At 69.5% G+C, this 21,151-nt stretch carries 21 protein-coding genes; 11 read left to right on the top strand and 10 right to left on the bottom strand.

What is annotated here, in order from left to right; translation table 11 throughout:
- Position 1: 1 nt before the first annotated feature.
- Complete coding sequence (locus Q392_RS12170) at positions 2-1,183, bottom strand: NAD(P)H-dependent flavin oxidoreductase (protein ID WP_038207197.1); 1,182 nt, start codon at positions 1,181-1,183, stop codon at positions 2-4.
- 143 nt (positions 1,184-1,326) lie between these two features.
- Here Q392_RS12170 and Q392_RS12165 point away from each other — a divergent pair, with 143 nt between their 5' ends.
- Entirely contained in the window at positions 1,327-2,412 is a 1,086-nt protein-coding gene (locus tag Q392_RS12165) for an NADH:flavin oxidoreductase/NADH oxidase (RefSeq protein ID WP_038207195.1), read from the top strand.
- A gap of 1 nt (position 2,413) precedes the next feature.
- On the opposite strand, the gene Q392_RS31300 is transcribed toward Q392_RS12165, so the two are convergent.
- The 3 genes from Q392_RS31300 to Q392_RS12150 are packed head-to-tail and all read right to left on the bottom strand — an operon-like array spanning position 2,414 to position 5,371.
- The gene (locus Q392_RS31300; protein WP_051953338.1) at positions 2,414-3,427 is read right to left on the bottom strand and encodes an acyl-CoA dehydrogenase family protein; all 1,014 of its coding nucleotides are present in this window, start codon (positions 3,425-3,427) and stop codon (positions 2,414-2,416) included.
- Positions 3,428-3,432: 5 nt separating this feature from the next.
- Entirely contained in the window at positions 3,433-4,596 is a 1,164-nt protein-coding gene (locus tag Q392_RS12155) for an acyl-CoA dehydrogenase family protein (RefSeq protein WP_038207192.1), read from the bottom strand.
- Positions 4,597-4,606: 10 nt separating this feature from the next.
- Positions 4,607-5,371, bottom strand: a complete 765-nt coding sequence (locus Q392_RS12150; RefSeq protein WP_038207190.1) for a class II aldolase/adducin family protein — start codon at positions 5,369-5,371, stop codon at positions 4,607-4,609.
- A gap of 193 nt (positions 5,372-5,564) precedes the next feature.
- Between Q392_RS12150 and Q392_RS12145 the strand changes: the two genes are divergently transcribed.
- From Q392_RS12145 to Q392_RS12115, 7 genes are all read left to right on the top strand, one after another.
- Positions 5,565-6,506 (top strand): 2-hydroxyacid dehydrogenase, encoded by a 942-nt coding sequence (locus Q392_RS12145; RefSeq protein WP_169748304.1) that lies wholly within the window; start codon positions 5,565-5,567, stop codon positions 6,504-6,506.
- Positions 6,507-6,795: 289 nt separating this feature from the next.
- A complete protein-coding gene (locus Q392_RS12140) occupies positions 6,796-7,788 on the top strand; it encodes a Bug family tripartite tricarboxylate transporter substrate binding protein (protein WP_038207187.1) in 993 nt (330 codons plus the stop codon).
- 143 nt (positions 7,789-7,931) lie between these two features.
- Positions 7,932-9,146 carry an aminotransferase-like domain-containing protein gene (locus tag Q392_RS12135; protein WP_038207184.1) on the top strand — a complete coding sequence of 405 codons (1,215 nt, stop codon included), beginning with the start codon at positions 7,932-7,934 and terminating at the stop codon, positions 9,144-9,146.
- On the top strand, positions 9,143-9,514 hold the full coding sequence (locus tag Q392_RS12130) for a RidA family protein (protein WP_084217021.1): 372 nt from the start codon (positions 9,143-9,145) through the stop codon (positions 9,512-9,514). The genes Q392_RS12135 and Q392_RS12130 overlap by 4 nt, the downstream gene beginning before the upstream one ends.
- A gap of 23 nt (positions 9,515-9,537) precedes the next feature.
- Complete coding sequence (locus tag Q392_RS12125; protein WP_051953332.1) at positions 9,538-10,509, top strand: Bug family tripartite tricarboxylate transporter substrate binding protein; 972 nt, start codon at positions 9,538-9,540, stop codon at positions 10,507-10,509.
- Positions 10,506-11,495 (top strand): SMP-30/gluconolactonase/LRE family protein, encoded by a 990-nt coding sequence (locus Q392_RS12120; RefSeq protein WP_051953331.1) that lies wholly within the window; start codon positions 10,506-10,508, stop codon positions 11,493-11,495. Before Q392_RS12125 ends, Q392_RS12120 begins: the two co-directional genes overlap by 4 nt.
- Positions 11,495-11,935 (top strand): nuclear transport factor 2 family protein, encoded by a 441-nt coding sequence (locus tag Q392_RS12115; protein WP_038207181.1) that lies wholly within the window; start codon positions 11,495-11,497, stop codon positions 11,933-11,935. The genes Q392_RS12120 and Q392_RS12115 overlap by 1 nt, the downstream gene beginning before the upstream one ends.
- A gap of 39 nt (positions 11,936-11,974) precedes the next feature.
- On the opposite strand, the gene Q392_RS12110 is transcribed toward Q392_RS12115, so the two are convergent.
- The 4 genes from Q392_RS12110 to Q392_RS12095 form a co-directional block, all read right to left on the bottom strand.
- A complete protein-coding gene (locus Q392_RS12110) occupies positions 11,975-12,565 on the bottom strand; it encodes an SRPBCC family protein (protein ID WP_038207178.1) in 591 nt (196 codons plus the stop codon).
- Positions 12,565-14,253: a thiamine pyrophosphate-binding protein gene (locus Q392_RS12105; RefSeq protein ID WP_051953330.1), complete on the bottom strand. Its 1,689-nt coding sequence runs from the start codon at positions 14,251-14,253 to the stop codon at positions 12,565-12,567. The genes Q392_RS12110 and Q392_RS12105 overlap by 1 nt, the downstream gene beginning before the upstream one ends.
- A 12-nt stretch (positions 14,254-14,265) precedes the next feature.
- Positions 14,266-15,234 (bottom strand): tripartite tricarboxylate transporter substrate binding protein, encoded by a 969-nt coding sequence (locus Q392_RS12100; RefSeq protein ID WP_038207175.1) that lies wholly within the window; start codon positions 15,232-15,234, stop codon positions 14,266-14,268.
- Positions 15,235-15,346: 112 nt separating this feature from the next.
- Positions 15,347-16,258 (bottom strand): LysR family transcriptional regulator, encoded by a 912-nt coding sequence (locus Q392_RS12095; protein ID WP_051953329.1) that lies wholly within the window; start codon positions 16,256-16,258, stop codon positions 15,347-15,349.
- Positions 16,259-16,417: 159 nt separating this feature from the next.
- Here Q392_RS12095 and Q392_RS31295 point away from each other — a divergent pair, with 159 nt between their 5' ends.
- The 3 genes from Q392_RS31295 to Q392_RS12080 are packed head-to-tail and all read left to right on the top strand — an operon-like array spanning position 16,418 to position 19,064.
- Positions 16,418-17,668, top strand: a complete 1,251-nt coding sequence (locus tag Q392_RS31295; RefSeq protein WP_051953328.1) for a cytochrome P450 — start codon at positions 16,418-16,420, stop codon at positions 17,666-17,668.
- On the top strand, positions 17,669-18,058 hold the full coding sequence (locus tag Q392_RS12085; RefSeq protein WP_038207169.1) for a carboxymuconolactone decarboxylase family protein: 390 nt from the start codon (positions 17,669-17,671) through the stop codon (positions 18,056-18,058).
- A 28-nt stretch (positions 18,059-18,086) separates the two neighbouring features.
- Entirely contained in the window at positions 18,087-19,064 is a 978-nt protein-coding gene (locus Q392_RS12080; RefSeq protein ID WP_157007948.1) for a Bug family tripartite tricarboxylate transporter substrate binding protein, read from the top strand.
- A gap of 60 nt (positions 19,065-19,124) precedes the next feature.
- On the opposite strand, the gene Q392_RS12075 is transcribed toward Q392_RS12080, so the two are convergent.
- Positions 19,125-20,138 carry a fumarylacetoacetate hydrolase family protein gene (locus tag Q392_RS12075; RefSeq protein WP_038207166.1) on the bottom strand — a complete coding sequence of 338 codons (1,014 nt, stop codon included), beginning with the start codon at positions 20,136-20,138 and terminating at the stop codon, positions 19,125-19,127.
- Positions 20,139-20,141: 3 nt separating this feature from the next.
- A complete protein-coding gene (locus Q392_RS31990; protein WP_084217017.1) occupies positions 20,142-20,960 on the bottom strand; it encodes a cupin domain-containing protein in 819 nt (272 codons plus the stop codon).
- Positions 20,961-21,151 lie beyond the last annotated feature (191 nt).

Below are 21,151 nucleotides of genomic sequence, written 5' to 3'. Positions count from 1 at the left end.
GTCATCCTTGCTCCTTCGTTGAGAGGGGCATGAATCGCCCCATGCCCGCTATCGTTGCTTCGCAGTCCGCCACCAGCTCGCGCACGATCTCGGCGGCGGGGCGCACGCTGTTCATGGCACCCACGATCTGCCCCACCGGGATGGTGGTGAGGTCGGCGCGCCGGTGCCGCTGGATGCGCTCCTCCGCTTCCGCGGTCAGGATGTGCTGGGTGGGCATCGCCAGCATGCCGGGCGACGAGGGCTCCTCCCAGGCGGCGCTCCACGGCGACTTCAGCTGGCGCAGGGGCTTGCCGGTGCGGCAGCGCGAGCGCAGCGTGTCCGACGAGCGTGCAGCGAGCATCCGCTCGACGACCTCCGGCGGCTCGTCGCTTTCGGCGCATGCCAGCCAGATCGAGCCGGTCCACGCACCTTCGGCGCCGAGCGCCAGCGCCGCCGCCAGCTGCTCGCCGGTGCCGATGCCGCCCGCGGCGAGCACGGGAACGGGTGCCACCGCCTTCGCGATCTCCGGAACCAGCACCAGGGTGGAGATCTCGCCGGTATGCGCGGCCGCTTCGGTGCCTTGCGCGATGATGACGTCGACCCCGGCGTCGATGTGCTGACGGGCATGCTTGGCGCTGCCGACCAGCGCACCGAGCTTCATGCCGCGGGATCGTGCAAGCTCGCGGACGTCGGGCGGCGGCGTGCCGAGCGCCGTGACCAGGAAGGCGATCGGGTGCCGCAAGGCGGCCTCGAGCTGCAGCCGGGCGCCGGTCTCGACCGCGCCGAGCTTGAACTCGTACCAGGAGTGGCGCCAGCCGCGACCGCCGGGGCGGCCGTCGTCCTCCACGGGCGGCGCGGTGTCGAGGCCGGGAACCTGGAACTGCTCCAGCAACGTACGGGTGAACTCGCGATGGGCCTGCGGAATGGCCATCTGCAGGGCGGCCTCCAACTCGCGGGCGTCCGTCGTCGTGCCCTTGCCTTCGGACTTCTGCGGCATCATGAGATCGACACCGAAAGGCTTGCCCTCAACGTTGGCCGTGATCCACGCCAGGTCGGCGTCGACGCGCTCCGGGGCGAAGGTCGAAGCGCCATAGATGCCCATGCCGCCCGCCCGGCTGACCGCCGCCACGGTTTCACGGCAGTGAGTGAACGCAAAGATCGGCGCCTCGATTCCGAACAGGTCGGTGATGCGAGTCCTGAGCATGGGTGTTGTCTCCTGGACGAAGTCTAGGTAGCAGTGCCTTGCGGGTCGAGCGGCTGTCGCACTTCCGCATGGATGTGATGCTTAGCCGCGCGGCGATTGCGAGCGTTGCGAGCGCTGCCGGGGCGCGGTAACGTGCGGACCCCATGTCCCCTGCCCTGTTCTCGCCGCTGGCGCTGCGCGGTACGCGCCTTCGCAACCGCATCGGCGTGTCGCCCATGTGCCAGTACGCCTGCGGCAGCGACGGCCTGGCGACAGCCTGGCACCTGGTGCACCTGGGCGCACGTGCGGCCGGCGGCGCCGGGCTCGTGGTGGCGGAGGCGACCGCCGTGGCGCCGCACGCGCGCATCTCGGACGCCGACCTCGGCCTCTGGTCTCCGGCGCATGCGCAGGCGCTGCGGCCGGTGGCGGAATTCATCGCCGCCCAGGGCAGCGTGCCCGGCATCCAGCTCGCCCACGCTGGCCGCAAGGGCAGCACGCGGGCGCCCTGGGTCGGGCGCAAGGCGATGGCGCCGGACGAAGGCGGCTGGGAAGTGCAGGCGCCCTCCCCGCTGCTGTTTTCCGAGCACAGCGCGCTGCCGCGGCAGATGGGCGCGGCCGAAATCGCGCAGGCCACCTCGGAGTTCGCCGCTGCCGCGCGCCTCGCGCAGATGGCGGGCTTTCGCTACGTGGAGCTTCACTTCGGCCACGGCTATCTCGCCCACCAGTTCCTGTCGCCGCTCACCAACCAGCGCGACGACGGCTGGGGCGGAGACTTCGAAGGACGCACGCGCTTCGTTCGCGAGACCGCGGCCGCGGTGCGCGCGGCCTGGCCCGACGAGCTGCCGCTGGCGGTGCGGCTGTCGATGACGGACTGGCTGGAGGGCGGCTGGACGCTCGACGATGCGGTGCGGCTCGCGGGCGAACTGAAGGGCCTGGGGGTCGACCTGGTGGTGTGTTCCAGCGGCGCGATTGCGCCCGGATCGCAGCCGCCGCAAGGACCGGCGATGCAGATCCCGTTCGCGCGGCGCGTGCGCGATGAGGCGCGGCTCGCTTCCGGCGCCGTCGGCCAGATCACGCAAGCGTCGCAGGCCGAGGAGATCGTGGCCGGCGGCGGCGCGGACCTGGTGTTCCTCGCCCGCGCGATGCTGCGCGATCCGCAATGGGCGCTGCACGCGGCCGAGGAACTGGGGGAGCCCGCCGCCTGGCCCGTGCCCTATGCGCGCGCCGTGGCGAAACGCGCGCGCAACTGAATCAGCCCGCGATCACCGGCCACACCTCGTCGGCCTTGCGGCCGGTGAAGCTGCCCGCCAGCACGCGCCGCCAGTACGCGACGGTGCCGAACTGGTCGCGCCAGGCCATCAGGCGGCGGGTGCGGAAGTGCAGCACGTACTCGTAGCTGAAGCCGATGGCGCCGTGCACCTGGTGGCCGTGCGCGAACACGATGTCGGCGGCGTCGCCCAGCCGCGAGCGCGCGGCGGCGACCATGGAAGGGTTGTCGGGATCGGCGATCGCGGCATCGAGGATCGCGTGCGAAGCGACGACGGCCGAGGCCATCTCCGCCATCATCTGCTGCACCACCTGGAACTTGCCGATCTCGCGGCCGAACTGCTTGCGCTCCTGGGTGTAGGCGGTGGTGCGCTCGAGGCACCAGCGCATCGCGCCCATCATCTGCGCACCGCGCAGCAGCGCCGCACGGCGCAGGCAGGCATCGAAGTCCAGGCCGGCGAGCGGCTGCCAGGGGGTGCTTGTGGGCAGCTCGAAGCGCGCCAGCGGCTCGCCGGAGGCATCGCCGATCTCGGCGTGCAGCTCCAGCTCGCGCGCGGGCACGACCGCCAGGCCGGCACCGGCCGCGGTGCGCGCCACCACCAGCACCTGCTGCGCCGCCCGCGCCCAGGGCACGTTCCGCAGCGAGAGTGGCTGGGCCGCGGCGACCGTCCCTTCGGCGAAGGCCAGCGCGAGCGGCGCCGTCGAGGGTTCGCGCCCGGCGAGGGCGAGCAGGTGGTTGCCGAGCACCAGTTCCAGCAAGGGGCCCGGGACAGCGTGTTCGCCGGCGGCCAGCAGGATCGCCGCGGCTTCCGGCAGGCCGGCGCCGATGCCGCCGCTTGTCTCCGGTACCAGTACCAGCCCGAAGCCGGACTCGTTGATGGCGTCCCAGGCGGCCTGCGGGAAGGTTCCGGCCTCTGCGGCTTCCAGCGCCGCGGGGGTGGCGAAGTCGCCGAACAGGCGGGCGGCGGTGTCGCGGAATTCCTGGATCATGTCGTTCATGCTGCTTACCTCAGGCCCAGCCCGCGCGCGATCACGCCGCGCAGGATCTCGCCGGTGCCGCCGCGGATGGTGAAGGCCGGCGAATAGCGCTGGGCGCTCGCCAGCAAGGCACGCAGGGCCGGCAGGTCGGCGCTGGCGAGCAGGCCTTCCTGCTGCACCACGTTGCGCACCGTGCGCACGATCTCCTGCTCCAGCCGGGTGCCGATGTCCTTGGCGATGGAGGCCTCGAGGTTGGGCGTCTTGCCGGCTTCCAGCATGCTGGCGATCGACAGCGAGATCTGCCGCACCGCCATCAGTTGGGCGAAGAGGCGGCCGATCTCGACCTGCGCCGCATCCGACGGGGCGGGACCGAGCGCCTCGACCAGTTCGGCCAGCAGGCGGAATGAACTGAGCCAGCGCTCAGGGCCGCTGCGTTCGTAGGCGAGCTCCGCGCTCACCTGGTTCCAGCCGTTGCCGGGCGCGCCGACGACGTTGCCGTCCGGGATGAAGACGTTCTCGAAATGGACCTCGTTGAAGTCCTCCAGGCCCACCATGCTCTTGATCGGCCGGATGCCGACGCCGGGCGCGTCGAGCGGGATCAGGATCTGGGTCAGGCCGGCCTGGCGGCTCTTTTCCTCGGCGGGCGCGGTGCGGATCAGCGCGATCATGCAGTGCACGCGGTGCGCGTTGGTGGTCCACAGCTTGCTGCCGTTGACGCGCCAGCCGCCTTCGACCTTCGTGCCGCTGGTGCGCAGCGAGGCGAGGTCCGAGCCCGAGTCGGGCTCGCTCATGCCGATGCAGAAGGCGACCTCGGCGCGCACGATCTTCGGCAGCCATTCCTGCCGCTGCTCCTCCGTGCCGAACTTCAGCAGCACGGGCCCGCTCTGGCGGTCGGTGATCCAGTGGGCGCCGACCGGCACGCCGGCGGCGAGCAGTTCCTCGGTGACGACGTAGCGCTCCAGCGCGCTGCGCTCGTGGCCGCCGTACTTCTTCGGCCACGTCATGCCGATCCAGCCCTGCGCGGCGATGCGCTTGCTGACGTCGGGCGAGAAGCCGAGGCCGACCTTGTCGGGATACGGGAGCGTGCCGGCGGCGCGTTCGGCGGCGACGAATCGCCGCACTTCCCGGCGCAGCCCGGCCAGTTCGCCGGGGAGCGCGGGCAATTCCAGGTGAAGGGAGGAAAGGGTCATTCGGAAGAACTCAGTCGCGCCAGGAGGTGTCGGCCTGGTCCAGCATGCGCGTGAGCGCGGCCCATTCGAGCGTGTAGGTGCGGCCGTCCGCCGTCTTGCGGCGCTCGCGCGCGCGGTCGAAGCCGCGCGCGGTCTGCGCTGCCACTTCGTCGGACAGGATGTGCAGCGGCGCGCCGCCCGCCATCGCGGCGACCTGGGCTTGGCAGGCGCGCTCCAGGTAGTGCATGTCGATGAATGCCTCGGGGATGCTGCGGCCGCAGGCCAGGATGCCATGATTGCGCAGCAGCATCACGACGTTGTCGCCGAGGTCGCGCGCCAACCGCTTGCGCTCCGCGTCGTCATCGGCGATGCCGAGATAGTCGTGGTACGAGACGCGCCGGTGGAAGCGCGCGGCATGCTGGCTGATCATCAGCAGGCCCGCCTGCTGCGCCGCAACGGCGATGCCTGCCGTGGTGTGGGTGTGGATCACGCAGGCGAGATCGGGCCGCGCCTCGTGCACCGCGCTGTGGATGAAGAAGCCCGCGCGGTTGATCGGCGCATCGCTCTCCTGCACCGGGTTGCCGAAGAGGTCCACCCGCACCAGGTCGCTGGCGCGGATCTCGTGGAACATCATCCCGTAGGGGTTGATCAGGATCGCTTCGTGCTCGCCCGGGATCCGCGCCGACACGTGCGTGTAGATGATGTCGGTCATGCGGTAGTGCGCAATGAGGCGATAGCAGGCCGCCAGGTCCTGGCGAGCCTGCCACTCAGCGTCGGAGATGCCGGAAGGTTTCATGGCCGCGAGGTTAAGTCCGAGACGACCTCGCGCGCGCGTACTGCGCGGCAATTTCACATCCGTGATGCTTTGCCCCGCGCCGCTGAGCACGCGATGGCAGGAACTGCGGCCCCGGCACGATCAACACGCCTTTGATGGTACGCGCGGCGGCTTGCCTCGGAGTGGCCCTTGAGCCTACCCTCGGGGCATGCAAATGAACACCCAACTCGCCGATCGAGCGGCCGTGGACGTCCTGCAACTCGGCGGCTGGCTGGCCTCGGAACTCGCCGAGGCCCTGCCGCCGCGCTTCCGCCTCCTGCCCGCCTGGCAGCAGCCCGACCCTTTCGCGTATGCCGCCGCGCATGGCGCCGACGTACGCGCCATCCTCACCCACTCCCGCTGCCTGCCCGTCGACGATCGACTGCTTCCGGTGTTGCCCCGGCTGGAACTCGTGCTGAACCTCAGCGCCGGCGCCGAGGCCGTCGACGCCGAAGCGCTCGCCGCGCGCGGCATCCCTTTTCTGACAGGCTCGGGCGCCAATGCCGTCGACGTCGCCGAACTGGCTTTCGGCATGCTGCTGGCGATCAGCCGCGACCTGCTGCGCGGCGACCGTCAGGTGCGGCAGGAGCAATGGCCCGGACTCACGCCGGTGGTCGGCCGCGTCGCCGGCCGGCGGCTCGGCATCGTCGGCATGGGCGCCATCGGCAAGGAGATCGCGCGGCGCGCGCAGGCCTTCGACATGCATGTTGCCTACTACGCGCGTCGACCGGTCGCGGGCGACTGGCGATTCGTGGGCGATTTGCTGCAGCTCGCTCGCGAAGCGGACTTCCTGGTGCTCGCCTTGCCGGGCGGACCCGCGACCCGCCACCTGGTCGATGCCGCGATCCTCGATGCGCTCGGACCCGAGGGCTACCTCGTCAACGTGGCACGCGGCAGTGTCGTAGATGAAAAGGCGCTGATCGCCGCGTTGCAGCAGGGCCGGATCGCCGGCGCCGCGCTGGACGTCTTCGAGCACGAGCCGCAGGTGCCGGCCGCGCTGCGCGAAACGGACCGCGTGCTGCTTCTGCCGCACCGGGGTGGCGTGACGCGCGACGCGTTCCGGGACGTCGCGAAGCTCACGGTAGACCGGCTGCTCGCCCATTTCCCGGCGAGCTGAACAGCGCTCTCTTGGAACAGCGCGAGTTCCTGCCGGTCGATGGCGCGCGAGTAGCGCGCGAGCGTGTCGTGGATCGCCAGGAGGTCTGCGGTGCGGGCGGATTGCGGGTCATTCATCGGTGCCACTCGGAATCTGAGATGCCGGGAGGTCTCATGGCGCCAAGGGTAAGTCCGGACGGCCTCCCGCTTGCGTGCAGCCGTGCAATTCCACATCCGTGATGCTTTGGCGGCGGCTGTGCCAGGGACCGCGCAGGCTCTTAGGATCCGCGCCAAAGGAGACACGCATACTCATGGCAATCGCATACCTTTCCCGCGCCCGCCGCCTGCTGCTCGCGGGCGCGCTCGGCGTCGCTGCCGCCCCGTTCGCGTTCGCCCAGGCCAACTGGCCCACCCAACCGGTGAAGATGATCGTGCCCTTCCCGGCAGGCGGCCCCACGGACTTCGCGGCGCGCCTGATCGCCGAAAAGCTGACGAAGAGCCTGGGCCAACCGGTCGTCGTCGACAACCGCGGTGGCGCCGCCGGCATGCTGGGCACCACCGCCCTGGCCCAGTCGAAGGGGGACGGCTACACCATCGGCCTGATCGGCAACGGGCTGGTGACGCTCACGCCGTACGTTCGCAAGGACGTGCCGTTCGACCCGCTGAAGGACCTGGTCCCGCTGTCGAAAGCCGTCGACATCCCGCTGCTGCTGGTCGCGAACCCGGCCGTCCCGGTGAAAAACATGAAGGAATTCATCCAGTACGCAAAGGCCAATCCCGGCCGCATGAGCTACGGCTCCGACGGGCAAGCCTCGCTCACGCACCTCACCATGGAGATGTTCAAGCACCAGCAGGGAATCCACGTGGTGCACATTCCGTACCGGGGCACGGCGCAGCTCACCAACGACCTGCTGGCCAACACCATCCAGCTGTCGATGAGCGGCATCGCGGGTCCGTTGCCGCACGTGAAGAGCGGCAAGCTCAACCCGCTCGCGGTGACCAGCGTCAAGCGCGCCGCCGCCCTGCCGGACGTGCCGACGATGATCGAACTGGGGATGAAGGATTTCGATGTCACCACCTGGTTCTCGTTCTTCGCCCCGGCCGGCGTGCCCGCGCCGATCGCCGCGAAGCTCAATGAGCACATCAACCTGGTGCTGAAGGACCCGGAGGTGATCACCAAGCTGCGCGGCTCGGGCATGGAGGCCGCGCCCACCACGCAGGCGGAGCTGGACCGGATCGTGCGCCGCTACATCGCGCAGTGGCAGGATGTCATCAAGGCGGCGAACATCAAGCTCGAAGATTGAGCATTGCTCAGGGTTAACGCGCATCCATGGCAAATCCACAGAAGCGTGATGCGATCACCGAAAGTGATCGACGAGACCAGAATTCGGCATTGGACGCATTGCCGCCTCTCCCGCATATTCGCGGCTTCTCCGAGAGAGCCTCCATGACCACTTCGCAGCTCCCCTCCTTCTCCGCCAAGGCACTCGCCGCGCCCGCCGTCTTCTTCCCCCAATACGATGCGCCGCCACGCTACGACTTCGACCAGGGCATGCCGGACCCGGCGACCTATCCGCTGAAGGACCTCGATGCCTGCGCGCACAAGGTGCTGGCGGAGCAAGGCATCGCCGCTTGCGGCTACTTCGGAGCGGCCGGCCGCTCCGAAATGATCTACGGCTATGCAGGCCTGCGCGACAGCATCGCGGCGTGGGTCGGCAAGCGCGACAAGATCAGCCTCGACCGCAACAACATCATGCTGATGAACGGCTCGGCAGCCGGGCTCAGCATGATCGCCAACGCGCTGGTCGGGCCTGGCGACGGGGCCATCGTCGAGTCCACCACCTTCCCCTACATGGCCAGCTTCCTCGAGAACACCGGCGCCACCGTGCTGCGCGCGGCGGTCGACGGTGAAGGCATGGTGATCGCCGACGCCGAGCGCCGCCTGCAGGAGATGAAGGAGCGCGGCCTGACGCCGAAGCTGATCTACACCATCCCGACCTTCCACGTTCCCACCGGCGTTTTGATGCCGCTGGCGCGCCGGCAGCAGTTGCTGGATCTGGCGCGGCGCTGGAATGTGTATGTGGTGGAGGACAACTGCTACAACGAGCTCTGGTACGACCAGCCCACGCCCCCGACCCTGCTGTCGCTGGAGCCGGGCGGCCGCGTGATCCAGTCCGACAGTTTCAGCAAGATGCTCGCGCCGGGGCTGCGCACGGGCTGGGTCGTCGCCACGCCGGAGGTGGCGGGCATGATCGGCCGCATGCGCCCCGACCTGGGCGTGAGCCAGTTCACCAGCCACGTCATCAACGCCTGGATGGCGGAAGGCCGGCTCGACGCCCACCTGCAGCAGGTGCGCCCGCGCTATCGGCGCAAGCGCGATGTCGCCGCCGATGCGCTGCGCCGCCATTGCGGCGGGTTCGTCAAGTTCGCGGTGCCCCAGGGCGGCATCTTCTTCTGGCTGGAGCTGGCGCCCGGCATCGACGGGCAGAAGGTGCGCGAGACGCTGCTGCGCGAAGGCGTGGCTTGCCGGCCCGGCGAGCGCTTCGCCGGTGCCGCCGCGGAGAACGGCTACCTGCGGATGTCCTTCCTGCAGGTCGAGGAGGAAGAGATCGAGCGCGGCGTGGCGCTGCTCGTCGAGGCATTCGCGGCCTGCTCACGATGAGCACCCCACGAGCCCTGGAGCCGCGCACGCGGACCTTCTCGGCGGCGGTAGCAGCCGACGGCTGGTTGCACGTGTCCGGCCAGATCGCGAGCGATGCCGAAGGGCGTGTCGACGGCGACTGCGGCACGCAGGCCTCGCGTTGCCTGGAGAAGATCGACCGCCTGCTGGAGGCGGCCGGTTCGACGCGCGCCGACGTGGTCAAGCTGACGGCCTACCTCGTGCATGCTGGAGACTTCCCGCAGTACCAGGCCGCGAAGGCCGCGTGGGTGGCGCAGCCGGCACCCGCGGGGACCGCGGTGGTGGTCGCCGCCCTGCTGGTGCCCGGTGCCCGCATCGAGATCGAAGCCATCGCGCGCCTGCCGCGGTGAAAAGACAGCACATGGAGACAAGCATGAAGAACACTTTTCTGTCCGCGGCGCTGCTGCTGGCTGCGGCGCTGGCGCCGGCAGGCGCGAGCGCGCAAGCGTGGCCATCGAAGCCGATCCGGATCGTCGTGCCCTACCCCGCAGGCGGCGCCACCGACCTGGCGAGCCGCGCCTTCGCGCAGTCGATGGGCAAGCGCCTGAACCAGGCGATCGTGGTGGAGAACCGCGGCGGCGCCGGCGGCGCGATCGGCCTCGAGGCCGCGGCCAGCGCGCCCGCCGACGGCTATACCTTCGTGGTCGGCACCGCCGGCAACTTTGCCGTCAATCCGCACCTGATGAAGAACGTGCGCTACGACGTGCAGAAGAGTTTCGCGCCCGTGTGCATGATGGCGCTCGCGCCGGTCGCGCTGTTCGCCAACGCCAACCTGCCCGCCAACAACCTGAGCGAGCTGGTCGACTGGTCCAAGGCGAACCCGGGCAAGCTCAATTTCGCCACCGACGGCCAGGCGACGATCCCGCACATCGGCGGCGAGTACCTCAAGCAGCTGATCGGCGTGAACATGACCCACGTCCCCTACAAAGGCTCGGCTTCGGCGACGCAGGCGGCGCTCGCGGGCGACACGCAGCTCGCGCTGACGGGCGTCGCCAACGCGATCCCCCACGTGCGCGCGGGCAAGCTGAAGCTGATCGGCGTGGCCGGTGCGCAGCGCCTGTCGCTGTTCCCTCAAGTGCCTACGCTCATCGAACAGGGCGCGCGCGGCTTCGACCTGGGCTCCTGGTTCGCGATGTTCGGGCCTGCCGGGTTGGACCCGGCGGTGGTCGCGCAGATCGGCAAGGCCTGCCGCGACAGCGCGGCAGAGCCCGCCATCCGCGAGAGCCTCTCGGGCGCGGCGCTGGAAGTCGTGACGAGCACGCCCGACGAACTGCGCGAGAAGCTCGCCGCCGACCTTCAGCGCTGGGGTGAGATGGTCACCGCCAGCGGGGTGAAATCGGAATGAGCGCGCCGACCACGGAACCGGCGGAAATCGTCGCCGAGGGCCTCGAGTTTCCCGAGGGCCCCGTATGGTTGCCGGATGGCACGGTGCTGTGCGTGGAGATCAAGGCGCGCACGCTCACCGCCATCGAGCGCGATGGCAAGCGGCGTGTCGTGGCGCAGCTGGGCGGCGGCCCGAATGGCGCCGCGCTGGGCCCCGGCGGCGCCGTCTACGTCTGCAACAACGGCGGCTTCGGCTGGGCGGTGCGGGACGGCCGGCTCATCACCGCCGGCACCGCCGAGGACTACGTGACCGGCTCGATCCAGCGCGTGGACTTGGCGACGGGCCGCTTCGAAACCCTCTACGACCGCTGCGACGGCCAGGGCCTGCGCGGACCCAACGACCTGGTGTTCGACGCCCATGGCGGCTTCTACTTCACCGATCCGGGCAAGCTGCGCGGCCGCGCCATGGACCGCGGCAGCGTGTTCTACGCCAAGGCCGACGGCAGCATGATCCGCGAGATCATCCACCCGATGTCGATCCCCAACGGCATCGGCCTGTCGCCCGACGGCAAGACCTTGTACGGGGTGGAGACGGAGACCGCGCGCCTGTGGGCCTGGCCGGTGAAAGCGCCGGGCGATCTCGAGATGCTGCCCTGGCACGTGGCGCCGCACGGCGGCCGGCTGGTCTACACCGCGCCCTCGTTCACCCGCTTCGACTCGCTGAAGATCGAGGCCGGCGGAAACATCTGCATCGGCACGCTGGACATCGGCGCGATCAGCGTGGTCTCGCCGCAGGGAGAGCTGGTGGAGCAGCCGCGAATGAACGTGGGCGACACCCACTGCACGAACCTGTGCTTCGGCGACGCGGACCTGCAGACGGCCTGGATCACCTGCTCCCACACCGGCAAGCTGGTCAAGCGCCGATGGGCCCGTCCCGGCCTGCAACTGCACGAATCCCGGTGGGCCGGCGAGAAATCAAACAAGGCCATTCAGACGGAGATCCAGTGATGACGACAGTACTCGACGAAGACGCGAAGGTGCGCATCCAGACCGCCTGCGCCATGCTGGTGGCCCACTACGGGCACCTGGCCGACCAGCGGGAGCACCGCGCGTTCGCGGAACTGTTCGCGCCCGACGGGGAATGGATCCGTCCCGGCATGCACATGCGGGGCCGCGACGAGATCTTCAGCTTCATGGACGCGCGGCCGGCGCAGGCGTTCACGCGCCACGTGGTCGGCTCCATCTACATCGAGCCGATCGACGCCGACCACGCGCACGGCCTGAGCTACACCACGGTCTACCGTGAGCGGAACTTCCAGGGAAAGCTGCCGGTGCCGCTGGCACAGCCGGAGATGGTGGTGGACTACCGCGACGAATACCTGCGGCTGCAGGGCCGCTGGTACATCCGGAAGCGGCACGCGACGGTGATCTTCTCCGACAAGGCATGACGCCCGGTTCAGGAGGGCCGGGCGCGCGGGGCTTCCTGCCTACCGCCGCGCCATCAGCTTGCGCCACGCACACGCGAGCCGGGCGGCCATGCCGCGCAGCTTCGCCAACGCGATGTGCGAGCCGAGCTTCGCCACCGAGAGCGCCGCCGGCTGCGCGTCCACGGCCTGCGGCTGGTCCGCCGCGACGTGCGCGCTGAAGCGATGGGCGAATTCCTGCAGGATGGCGTCCGTGACCGCGACGCCTCCTGTGTTGGCGAATTCCGCCAGCACTCCCGTCAATTGCGCCTCCGAGATGAAATCCACCCGGGTGCCGGGAGCGCCGGCGCGTTCGAGGGGACTCAGGCGGTATTCCATCTTGACCGCCATACGGGCGCCGCGAACGTCGGCAGCCGCGGTCCCTCCCAGCTGGCCGGAAAAGGCGGCTGCATCGACCTCGTTGGTCAGCGTGCCCCTGAACACCAGCCGCTTGGGGCCGAAGGCGACCGTCAGCGTTCCTGGATAGCTCCCATCGGCCGCGCGCTCGCCGACCGCGGCGCCGGGCAGGAAGCTCGCGACCAATGGAACGTCGGCGAACACCGCGATGACTTCGGCCGGTGGCCCGGCGACCTCGAAATGGTTCTCGAAGCGCACTAGCGTTTCCAGGCCGAGCCGGCCGGCGGGCGCAGCAGCGGCGCGCGGTTCTCCCGGCCTTGGTAGAGCTTAGCGTAGGAGTCGTTGACGGTGGTCGGCGACACGCGGGCGTCGATGACGAAAGGACCCCGGTGGGCGCTGGCCTGGGCCAGGGCGCCGACCAGGTCTTCTTCCTTGTCCAGCCTCACGCCCTCGCCGCCGAAGCCGCGCGCCAGCGCGACGAAGTCGGGCGATTGCCAGCTGGCCCCTTGCGGGTCGCGGCCCTTCCAGCGCATCTTCAGCACGTCCGCGCCGAAGGCCGAGTCGTTCATCACCAGGATGACGATCGGCAGCTGGAGCTCCGCGGCCGCATGCAGTTCCTGGATTGCCTGCAGCAGGCCGCCGTCACCTTCGACGACCACCGTCATGCGCTCGGGGCAGGCGATCGCGGCGCCGATGCCTTGCGCCAGGCCCAGACCGATGCTGCCGAAGGCAGCCGTGTGATGGAAGCGCCCGCCGGGAGGCAGCGCGAGATAGGAAGAAGGCCAGGCCCAGAAGTGCCCGGCGCCGATCACCACCTGCGCCTGCGCAGGCAGGCCCCGCCCCAGCGCATCCATCAAGGCGCGCGGATCGAGGCCATCGTCCGGACGCTCGAAGCGCGCCGGCGGGGACTTCAGCACCTCCTGCGTCGCCGGCGTGCGGAACCCGGTGTTGCCGGCCTTCAGCCGCTCCAACGCCCCTGCGAGTTCACCGACGGTCTGCGCCGCGTCGCCCTGCAAGTAAAAGCCCGGCGCAACGCCGATCGCCGCGGGATGCGGCTTGCTGTCGATGCGCGCGATGCGCGCCTGCGGGAACAGCAGGCCTCCTTCGGTGGTGAAGAAGTTGAGCGAGGCGCCGACGCCGAGCACGAAGTCGGCCTCGGCCAGCAGGCGCTCCGTCGGTGCGCCGCTGAAGGAACCGGCGATGCCCACGTCGTAGGGATGACCGTCGAAGAAACCCTTGGCCAGCAGCGAAGTGGCGAGCAGCGCGCCGACCTGGTCGCCGAGTCGCTCGAGCTGTTCGCGCACACCGGCCTGCAGCGCGCCCCGGCCGGCAACGAGCACCGGACGCTTCGCCGCGGCGAGTTGCCGCGCCAGGTCTTCCAGCAGTTCCCGCCGTGGCGCGGGCGCGTGCGGAGGCAGGAATTCACCCGAAGGCCGGTAGTCCCAGGGGAATTGCAGCGTCGCCTCCCAGTGCTGCGCCGGCAGGTTGAGGATCACCGGCTGCGAGCGGGTGCGCGCCAGATAGAAGCCTTCGGCGACGTCCTCGGCCAGGCTGTCGAGCCGGTCGAGCGGATGGTAGTGCGCGTCGCAGGCTTGCGCGAAGCGGCGCTGGTCGAGGTATTGCGTGGCGCCCTTGCCGTGCGGCTCGGTTTCGCCGGTGAACACCACCAGGGGCGTCTCCGCGCGCGCGGCGGTGAGCAGCGCATTGGCGCAGTTCGCGAGTCCAGGTCCGCAGGTGACGGTGGCCACGGCCAGCTTCCCGGACGCCTTCGCATAGCCATCGGCCATCAGCACGGCCGCGCCGTCATGTCGCGCCGGCACCAGCCGCGAACGCCCCGCCTTGACCAGCGCGCCCCACACGGGCATGTTGGCATCTCCCATGAGCCCGAAGATCGGCCCGTCGGCCTCCGTGGCCAGCGCGTCCGCGATCGCTTCGCCGATGTGCATCTTTCGCCTTTCCTACTGCTTGTTCTTGACGCCGGCGACCTCGATCAGGCGGGACCAGCGGAGGGTGTCTTTTTCCAGGAACTCGCGGAACTCGGCCGAGGAGTCCGGCACGGCCACCGCGCCGAGCTCGCGGACGCGGTCGCGCGTCTGCGGCGTGTTGAGCGACTGGTGAATCGCATTCTGCAGCCGCTCCACGATGGCCGGCGGCGTGTGCGCCGGCGCCAGGATGCCCATCCACGCCACGGTGTCGACGAAAGCCGGATAGCCGGCCTCGACCATGGTCGGCACGCCCACGAAATCCGGATGGCGGCTGGCCATTCCCACCGCCAGCACCTTCACCTGCTTCTGCGCCGCCATCTGCGCCACGCCCGCCATGGGGATGAACATGAAATCGACCCGGCCGCCGATCACGTCGACGATTGCCAGCGAGTTGCCCCGGAAGGGCACGTGCTGCATGCGGGTGCCCGACAGCGTCTCGAAGAGCGCGCCGCCCAGATGCCCCGACGAGCCGATGCCGGCCGACGCGTAGCTCAGCTTGCCGGGCGACTCCCTGGCCGCCTTCACCACGTCCGCCACCGAGCTGTATGGGGATTGCGGACCGGTCAACAGCACAGCCGGGAAGTTCGAGACCAGGCTCACGGGCGTGAAGTCCTTGATCGGGTCGTAGCGCACCTTGTCCATCAGGATCGGGTTCACCAGGTGCGTGTGGGCCGCGAACAGCAGCGTGTTGCCGTCCGGCGCGCTCTGCGCAACGTAGTCCGCGGCGATGTTGCCGCTGGCGCCGCTCTTGTTGTCCACGATCACCGGCTGCTTGAGGATCTGCGTCATGTCCACGGCAACCTGCCGGGCCATGATGTCGCCCGGTCCGCCGGCCGGATAGCCGACGATGATGCGGATGGTCTTGTCGGCGGCGCCCTGCGCGAATGCGCCACAGCACAAAGCCAGCAGCGCGAGCGCTGCAGCGACGCACTTCAGTCTCATGGTTTTCTTGTCTCCTGCCGTGGCATCGTAGTGGCGCCGTCCGGGCGCGACCAGAACATGGCCCGAGCAGGTGGTTTGCGCAACCAGCAAAGATGCCGGCTCGGCGGCTGCCTCAGGCGAGTGGACCGCCCGCCTCGGCCATCGCCGCCACCAGGATCTGCAGGAAGGCCTTGAGCTTGGGCGACTGATGCCGCGCCCGCTGGTAGACCGCGAACACGTTGTGCTGGAAAGGCGCGTTGGTGGGGGTGGTGTCGTAGTCGTCCATCAGCGCCGCCAGCCGGCCTGCCGCGATGTCCGCGGCCACCGACCACTGAGGCATCAGCACCACCCCGTGGCCCTGCAGGGCCAGCTGCCGCAGCGCCTCGCCGCTGGACGACTGCACGCGGCTGCGCACCTTCACCTGCTCCTCGTCCCGGCCCCGCCGGAAATGCCAGACCGGCGCCGCCTGGTGGAACTGGTAGGTGAGGCAGTCGTGGTGTTCCAGGTCCTGCGGCGCCGCCGGCACCCCCTTGCGCTCCAGGTACGTGGGGCTGGCGCACAGCACGCGGCGCCACGACGCCAGCTTGCGCATCACCAGCGACAGGTGCTCCATCTCGCCGCTGCGCTCCGTGCGGATGGAAACGTCGATGTTGTTCTCGATCAGGTCCAGCGGACGGTCGGCGAGCGTGAGCACCAGGTCGACGTCCGGATGCTGCTCGAGGAACTTGCTGACCAGCGGCACGATCAGGTGGTGGCCGACGAACTCGCGCGAGTGCACGTGCAGCCGCCCCTGCAGGCCCTTGCCGACGTCGCCGACGGCCGGCTCGATCTCGTCGTACTCCTGCAGCACGCGGCTGGCGCGTTCCAGCAGCACTTCTCCGGCATGCGTCAGCGACAGCCGGCGGCTGGAGCGATTGAGCAGGCGTGCACCGAAGCGCTCTTCCAGCGCCTGCACGTAGCGGGACACCGAGGCCGGCGACAGGTCCATCTGCCTTCCGGCTTCCGAGAAGCTGCCGGAGCGCACCGAGAGAACGAAGATGCGCATTTGCTGCAAAGTGTCCATGGATGGGTGTTTCGCGAGAGGGGGGCTCATTTTGCACGGCCTGCAACGATGTTCATCGGCCCCTGCCATGGTTCTTTGCGCTCGCCTGGCCTAAGCTGCCTCGCTTTGACAGCAAGGCGCCGCCCCGGCGCGGAGAGCACCATGACCGCCACCATCGTCGAGTCCTTCCTCGACACCGAAAACACGGAGCCCTACTCCTTCTACGAGCGGGTGCGCGAGCAGGGCAACGTCGTGTGGGACCCGCGCATGAAGGCCTACCTCGTCGTCGGCAACGACGCCGCACGCCAGGTGCTGCAGGACGATGCGCTGTTCATGCATCCTTTCTCCACCATGCAGGCGGGCAGCGCCTACGCCAGGATCCGTGGCGAGAACCCGCGCTCCTTCTTCTTCCTGCACGGCGAAAAGCACCGCGAGATGCACCGCTGGTGGGTTCGCGACCTGCTGTCGCCGCAATGGGTCAGCCGCTACCGGCCTACGGCGGTCGAGCCTGCGATCCAGGCACTGCTGGCACAGCTGGAAGGGCGCGCAGAATTCGACCTGGTGCAGGACTACATCGTCCACCTGCCGGTGCGCGTGTTCGCGAGGCTTCTGGACCTGCCACGGAAGGACGAGGCCTTCCTGACGCAGCTGAAGCGGCTGAACGACGATATCGCCGCCTTCGCCAGCCTGGCCAGCGCGCTCAAGCTGGAAGGCGAAGTCTCCGAGGAGACGAAGGCCTTGACCGACCGCGCGGTCCAGGCCGCCCAGGAACTCGACGAAATCCTGCGTCCGATCGTGCGCGAGCGCCGCGGCAGCGCCGGCGAGGACATGATCAGCCGCCTCTGGGCGGGCGGACCCGCCATCTTCCCGGACTGGAACGAGGTTGACACGCTGGACGCCTGCCGCCGCCTGCTGTTCGCCGGCATCGACACCACCACCCACGCCCTGGCCAACGCGCTGCACATGCTGCTGACCGATGACGCGCTCATGCAGAAGGTGCGCGACGGCGGCCGCCCGGCGGTGGAGCGCTTCGTCGAGGAGGCACTGCGGCTGAATGGCACCGTGCAGTTCCGCTCGCGCCGCGTCACTGCCGACACCGAGCTGGCGGGTGTGAAGATCGCCAAGGGCGACATGGTCGTGGTGATCCTGATGGCGGCCAACCGCGATCCCCAGGCCTTCGGCTGCCCGCACGCGGTGGACATGGAACGCAAGCAGCCGCGCAACCACCTGGCGTTTCTCACCGGACCGCGCACCTGCCCGGGCGCGACGCTGGCCCGCACCGAACTGGTCGAGGGCATCCAGGAACTGCTGGAACGCTTTCCCCTGCTGCGCCTGGCGCCCGGCGAACGGCCGGCATTCCATGGCTTCATGATGCGTTCCTACGGGCCGCTGCACGTGCAGGCCGGGGACTGAATGACCACCACCGTCGACCAACTGCGTGCCCGCGGCCTGGAGGTGATGCGCTCATTCGCCGGCGAGGACTACGCGGCGAGGCGAGAAGCCAGCGCCAACGATTTCAACCGCGAACTGCGCGCGCTGTCGGAACTGGCGATGGGTTCCGTCTGGGCGCGCCCCGACATGGACCGCGCCACCCGCAGCCTGGTGACCGTCGCCATGCTGACCGCGCTGGGCCGCCAACACGAACTCACGATCCACATGAACGCCGCCCTCAACAACGGCTGCACGCCGGCCCAGCTGAAGGAGGTGATCCTGCACGCGGTCATCTACTGCGGCTTCCCGGCGGCCAACGAGGCCGCGCGCATCGCCGAAGAGACCTTTCGGGCGCGCGGCATTGCTTACTGATCCCACGAAGCAACAACAGGAGACCCCATTGCAAACCCTAGACCGAAGAAGCGTCCTGCGCGCCGCCGCCGCAGCCATGCTGGCGAGTGCGGGCGCCGCCCGCGCCCAGGACTTTCCGTCGCAGCCGATTCGCGTCGTGGTGCCCTACCCGCCCGGCGGCGTGGTGGACCCCGCCGCCCGCCTGATGGCAGCGCCGCTGGCGGCCGCGTTGGGCCAGCCCATGGTGATCGACAACCGCCCGGGCGCCGCCGGCGCCATCGGCATCGCGACCGTGGCCCAGGCCAAGGCGGACGGCCACACGCTGCTGTTCCACTCCTCCACCATCACGACCTCGGCCACGGTGCAGAACGAGAACGCCAAGATCGACATCCAATCGGTGCTGAGGCCGGTGGCGATGCTCGGCGCCGCGCCCTTCCTGATCGTCGTGAACCCGGATGTTCCGGTAAAGAACATCCGTGAATTGCTCGCCTACGCCAAGGCCAACCCGGGCAAGCTGAACTATGGATCGTCGGGCCGCGGCTCGTCGAACCATCTCGCGGCCGAACTGTTCAAGCGCATGGCGGGCGTCGACATCGTGCACGTGCCGTTCCAGGGCGGAGGCCCGGCCGTCAACGCGCTGGTCGGAGGCCAGATCCAGGTGGGTTTCGACACCATTCCGGGATCGGGGCAACTGGTGAAGGCCGGCCGGCTGCGCGCGCTGGCAGTCAGCACCCTGCAGCGCAGCAAGGTGTTGCCGGACGTGCCGACGGTGCACGAGAGCGGCGTGCCTGACTACGACGTGAGCTTCTGGCTCGGCTACTTCGCGCCGGTGAACACGCCGCGCGACGTGGTGGCCAGGCTGGCGGGCGCCATTCGCGAAGGGAGCGGGCGGCCGGAGGTGGCCGAGAAACTGGCCGACTTCGGCATGGAGCGCTCGACAATCAGTTCCGAGCAGTTCGCCGGCGTGTTCCGCTCGGAGATCGAGAAGTGGGACAAGTTGCTGAAGTCGCTGGGCAACACGCAGTGAGGGCGTGAATCCAAGGCAGGACGCCCGCACGCAGCGGGCGCTTTTTCATGGGGCGTTGCGTCAGGGCAGCGGCACTACCCGGTTCTCGATGGCACCGAACACGGAACGGCCGCCGGCATCGAACATCTCGATGCGGACGGTATCGCCATGGCGCATGAATTCGGTCTGCGCTTGCCCGCGTTCGATCGTCTCGTACATGCGCACCTCGGCAATGCAGCAATAGCCGACGCCGCCGTTCTCGACACTCGAGCCCCACAGGCTGCCCTGCTTGTTCGACACCGTTCCGGAGCCGAAGATCGACCCCGCCTCGATGTCGCGCGTGCGTGCTGCATGCGCGATCAGGCGCGAAAAGTCGAAGGTCATGCCTTCACCGGCATGCGGCTTGCCGAACAGCTTGCCGTTGAGGTGGACCATCATCGGCAGGTGGACGCGGGCGCCTTCCCAGGCCGGGCCGAGTTCGTCGGGCGTCACCGCCACCGGCGTGAACGCGGTGGCCGGCTTGGATTGAACGAAGCCCAGCTCCTTGGCGATCTCGGTGCGCAGCACGTGCCGCAGCGAGACGTCGTTCGCGAGCATCACCAGCCGGACCGCGGCGTGCGCCTGCTCCGGCGTGGCGCCGAGCGGCACGTCGCCGGTGACGACCGTCACCTCGGCCTCGAAGTCGATGCCCCACGGCTCGTCCGCGACGATGTTCCCGCGCGGGCCGATGAAGCTGTCGGATCCGCCCTGGTACATCAACGGGTCTTCGTAGAACGAGGCGGGGACCTGTGCGCCGCGCGCTTTGCGCACCAGCTCCACGTGATTCAGGTAGGCCGAGCCGTCCAGCCACTGGTAGGCGCGAGGCAGCGGCGACTCGCAGGCGGCGGGATCAAGGTCCATCGCATCGGCGATGGCGCCGTCGTTCAGGCGTTCGTACAACTGCTGCAAGGACGGTGCGATGACGTCCCAATCGTCCAGCGCGCGCTGCAGGTGGGGCGCCACGGCGGCGGCGCTGGCGCAGCGCTTCAGGTCGCGGCTGACCACCACGAGTTCACCATCGCGCCGCCCCGGGCGCCTGAGGGTTGCGAGCTTCATGCTTCAGGTCCCCACGGTGTCGTAGTCGGCCGGGATGCAGAGTTCGAGGATCGCGTAGTCCGGCGAGAACGCCGGGACGTTGTGCCTGGTCCCGGCGGAGATGCACATGGCGTCGCCGCCGTGCATGCGCACGCTTTCGTGGCCTTCCACTTCCAGGTCGGCCCAGCCCCGGAACACATAGAAGAGCTGGCACATCGAATGCTTGTGCGCGCCGGTCCCGCCGGGCGCGGAAGGCGCCGTTGCCTTCAGGATGTGGATGTGAACGCGCCGGCCGGTGGCCGCGGCGACGCCGAGGTCCCGGTACAGGAAGTAGGACCGCGGACCATCGCCCTGGATGTAGGCTTCGGGCCGGTCGCGGTTGATGACCGGCTGCGCGGCCTGCTGGCTGCTCTCGAGTTCGAGCTCCTTGCCGGCCAGCGTGGGCTTGGCCGGGACCGCCAGTTCCAGCACCTCGGCGCCCTCGGACAAGGTGATGCGGTGCTGCCGCCCCAACGCGGGTTGGTGGATGCAGTCGCCGGCTTGCAGCACGGTGCGGACGTCGTCCGGGCCTTCCAGCGTGAGCTGGCCCTGCACAACATAGAACAGGTGGAAATGGGTCCCGGCCTGGCGCAGCGCTTCGGGCAGATCCGCCTGGCGGGCCGCCCGTAGCTGCCGGCCCTGCATCGCGCCCTCGCTGGCGCCGCCGAGCCCGAGGTCGCGCTGCTCGACCCCGCCGCCGGCATCCTGCCAGCGCGCGTCGCGCTGCAGCGCGAGGTCGTAGCGGCGGATCGGCAGCCAGGCGGGTGCCTCGGCCGCCGACGGGGCGGTGCGTGATTCCATCATCGGGTGTCTCCAGCGTAGGTCATGGGGTACGGGGTCGAAGCTGGAGAGGCTAAACGGGCGGCGGTGCCCGCACAACCGGCGCTCATGCAAAGAACCCTTGCACGCGCCGCAAGCAGGTGCAGGGCGCGTCTTGCGCAACTTGCAAAGCTTCTATCCGGCTGCACGGGTGGCACCCGGGGATGCGCCTGCAT

The sequence above is a fragment of the Xenophilus azovorans DSM 13620 genome, assembly GCF_000745855.1.
GTDB lineage: Bacteria > Pseudomonadota > Gammaproteobacteria > Burkholderiales > Burkholderiaceae_C > Xenophilus > Xenophilus azovorans.
The sequence above is the reverse complement of the archived record's forward strand: the minus strand, read 5'-3'. Positions and strand labels throughout refer to the sequence as shown.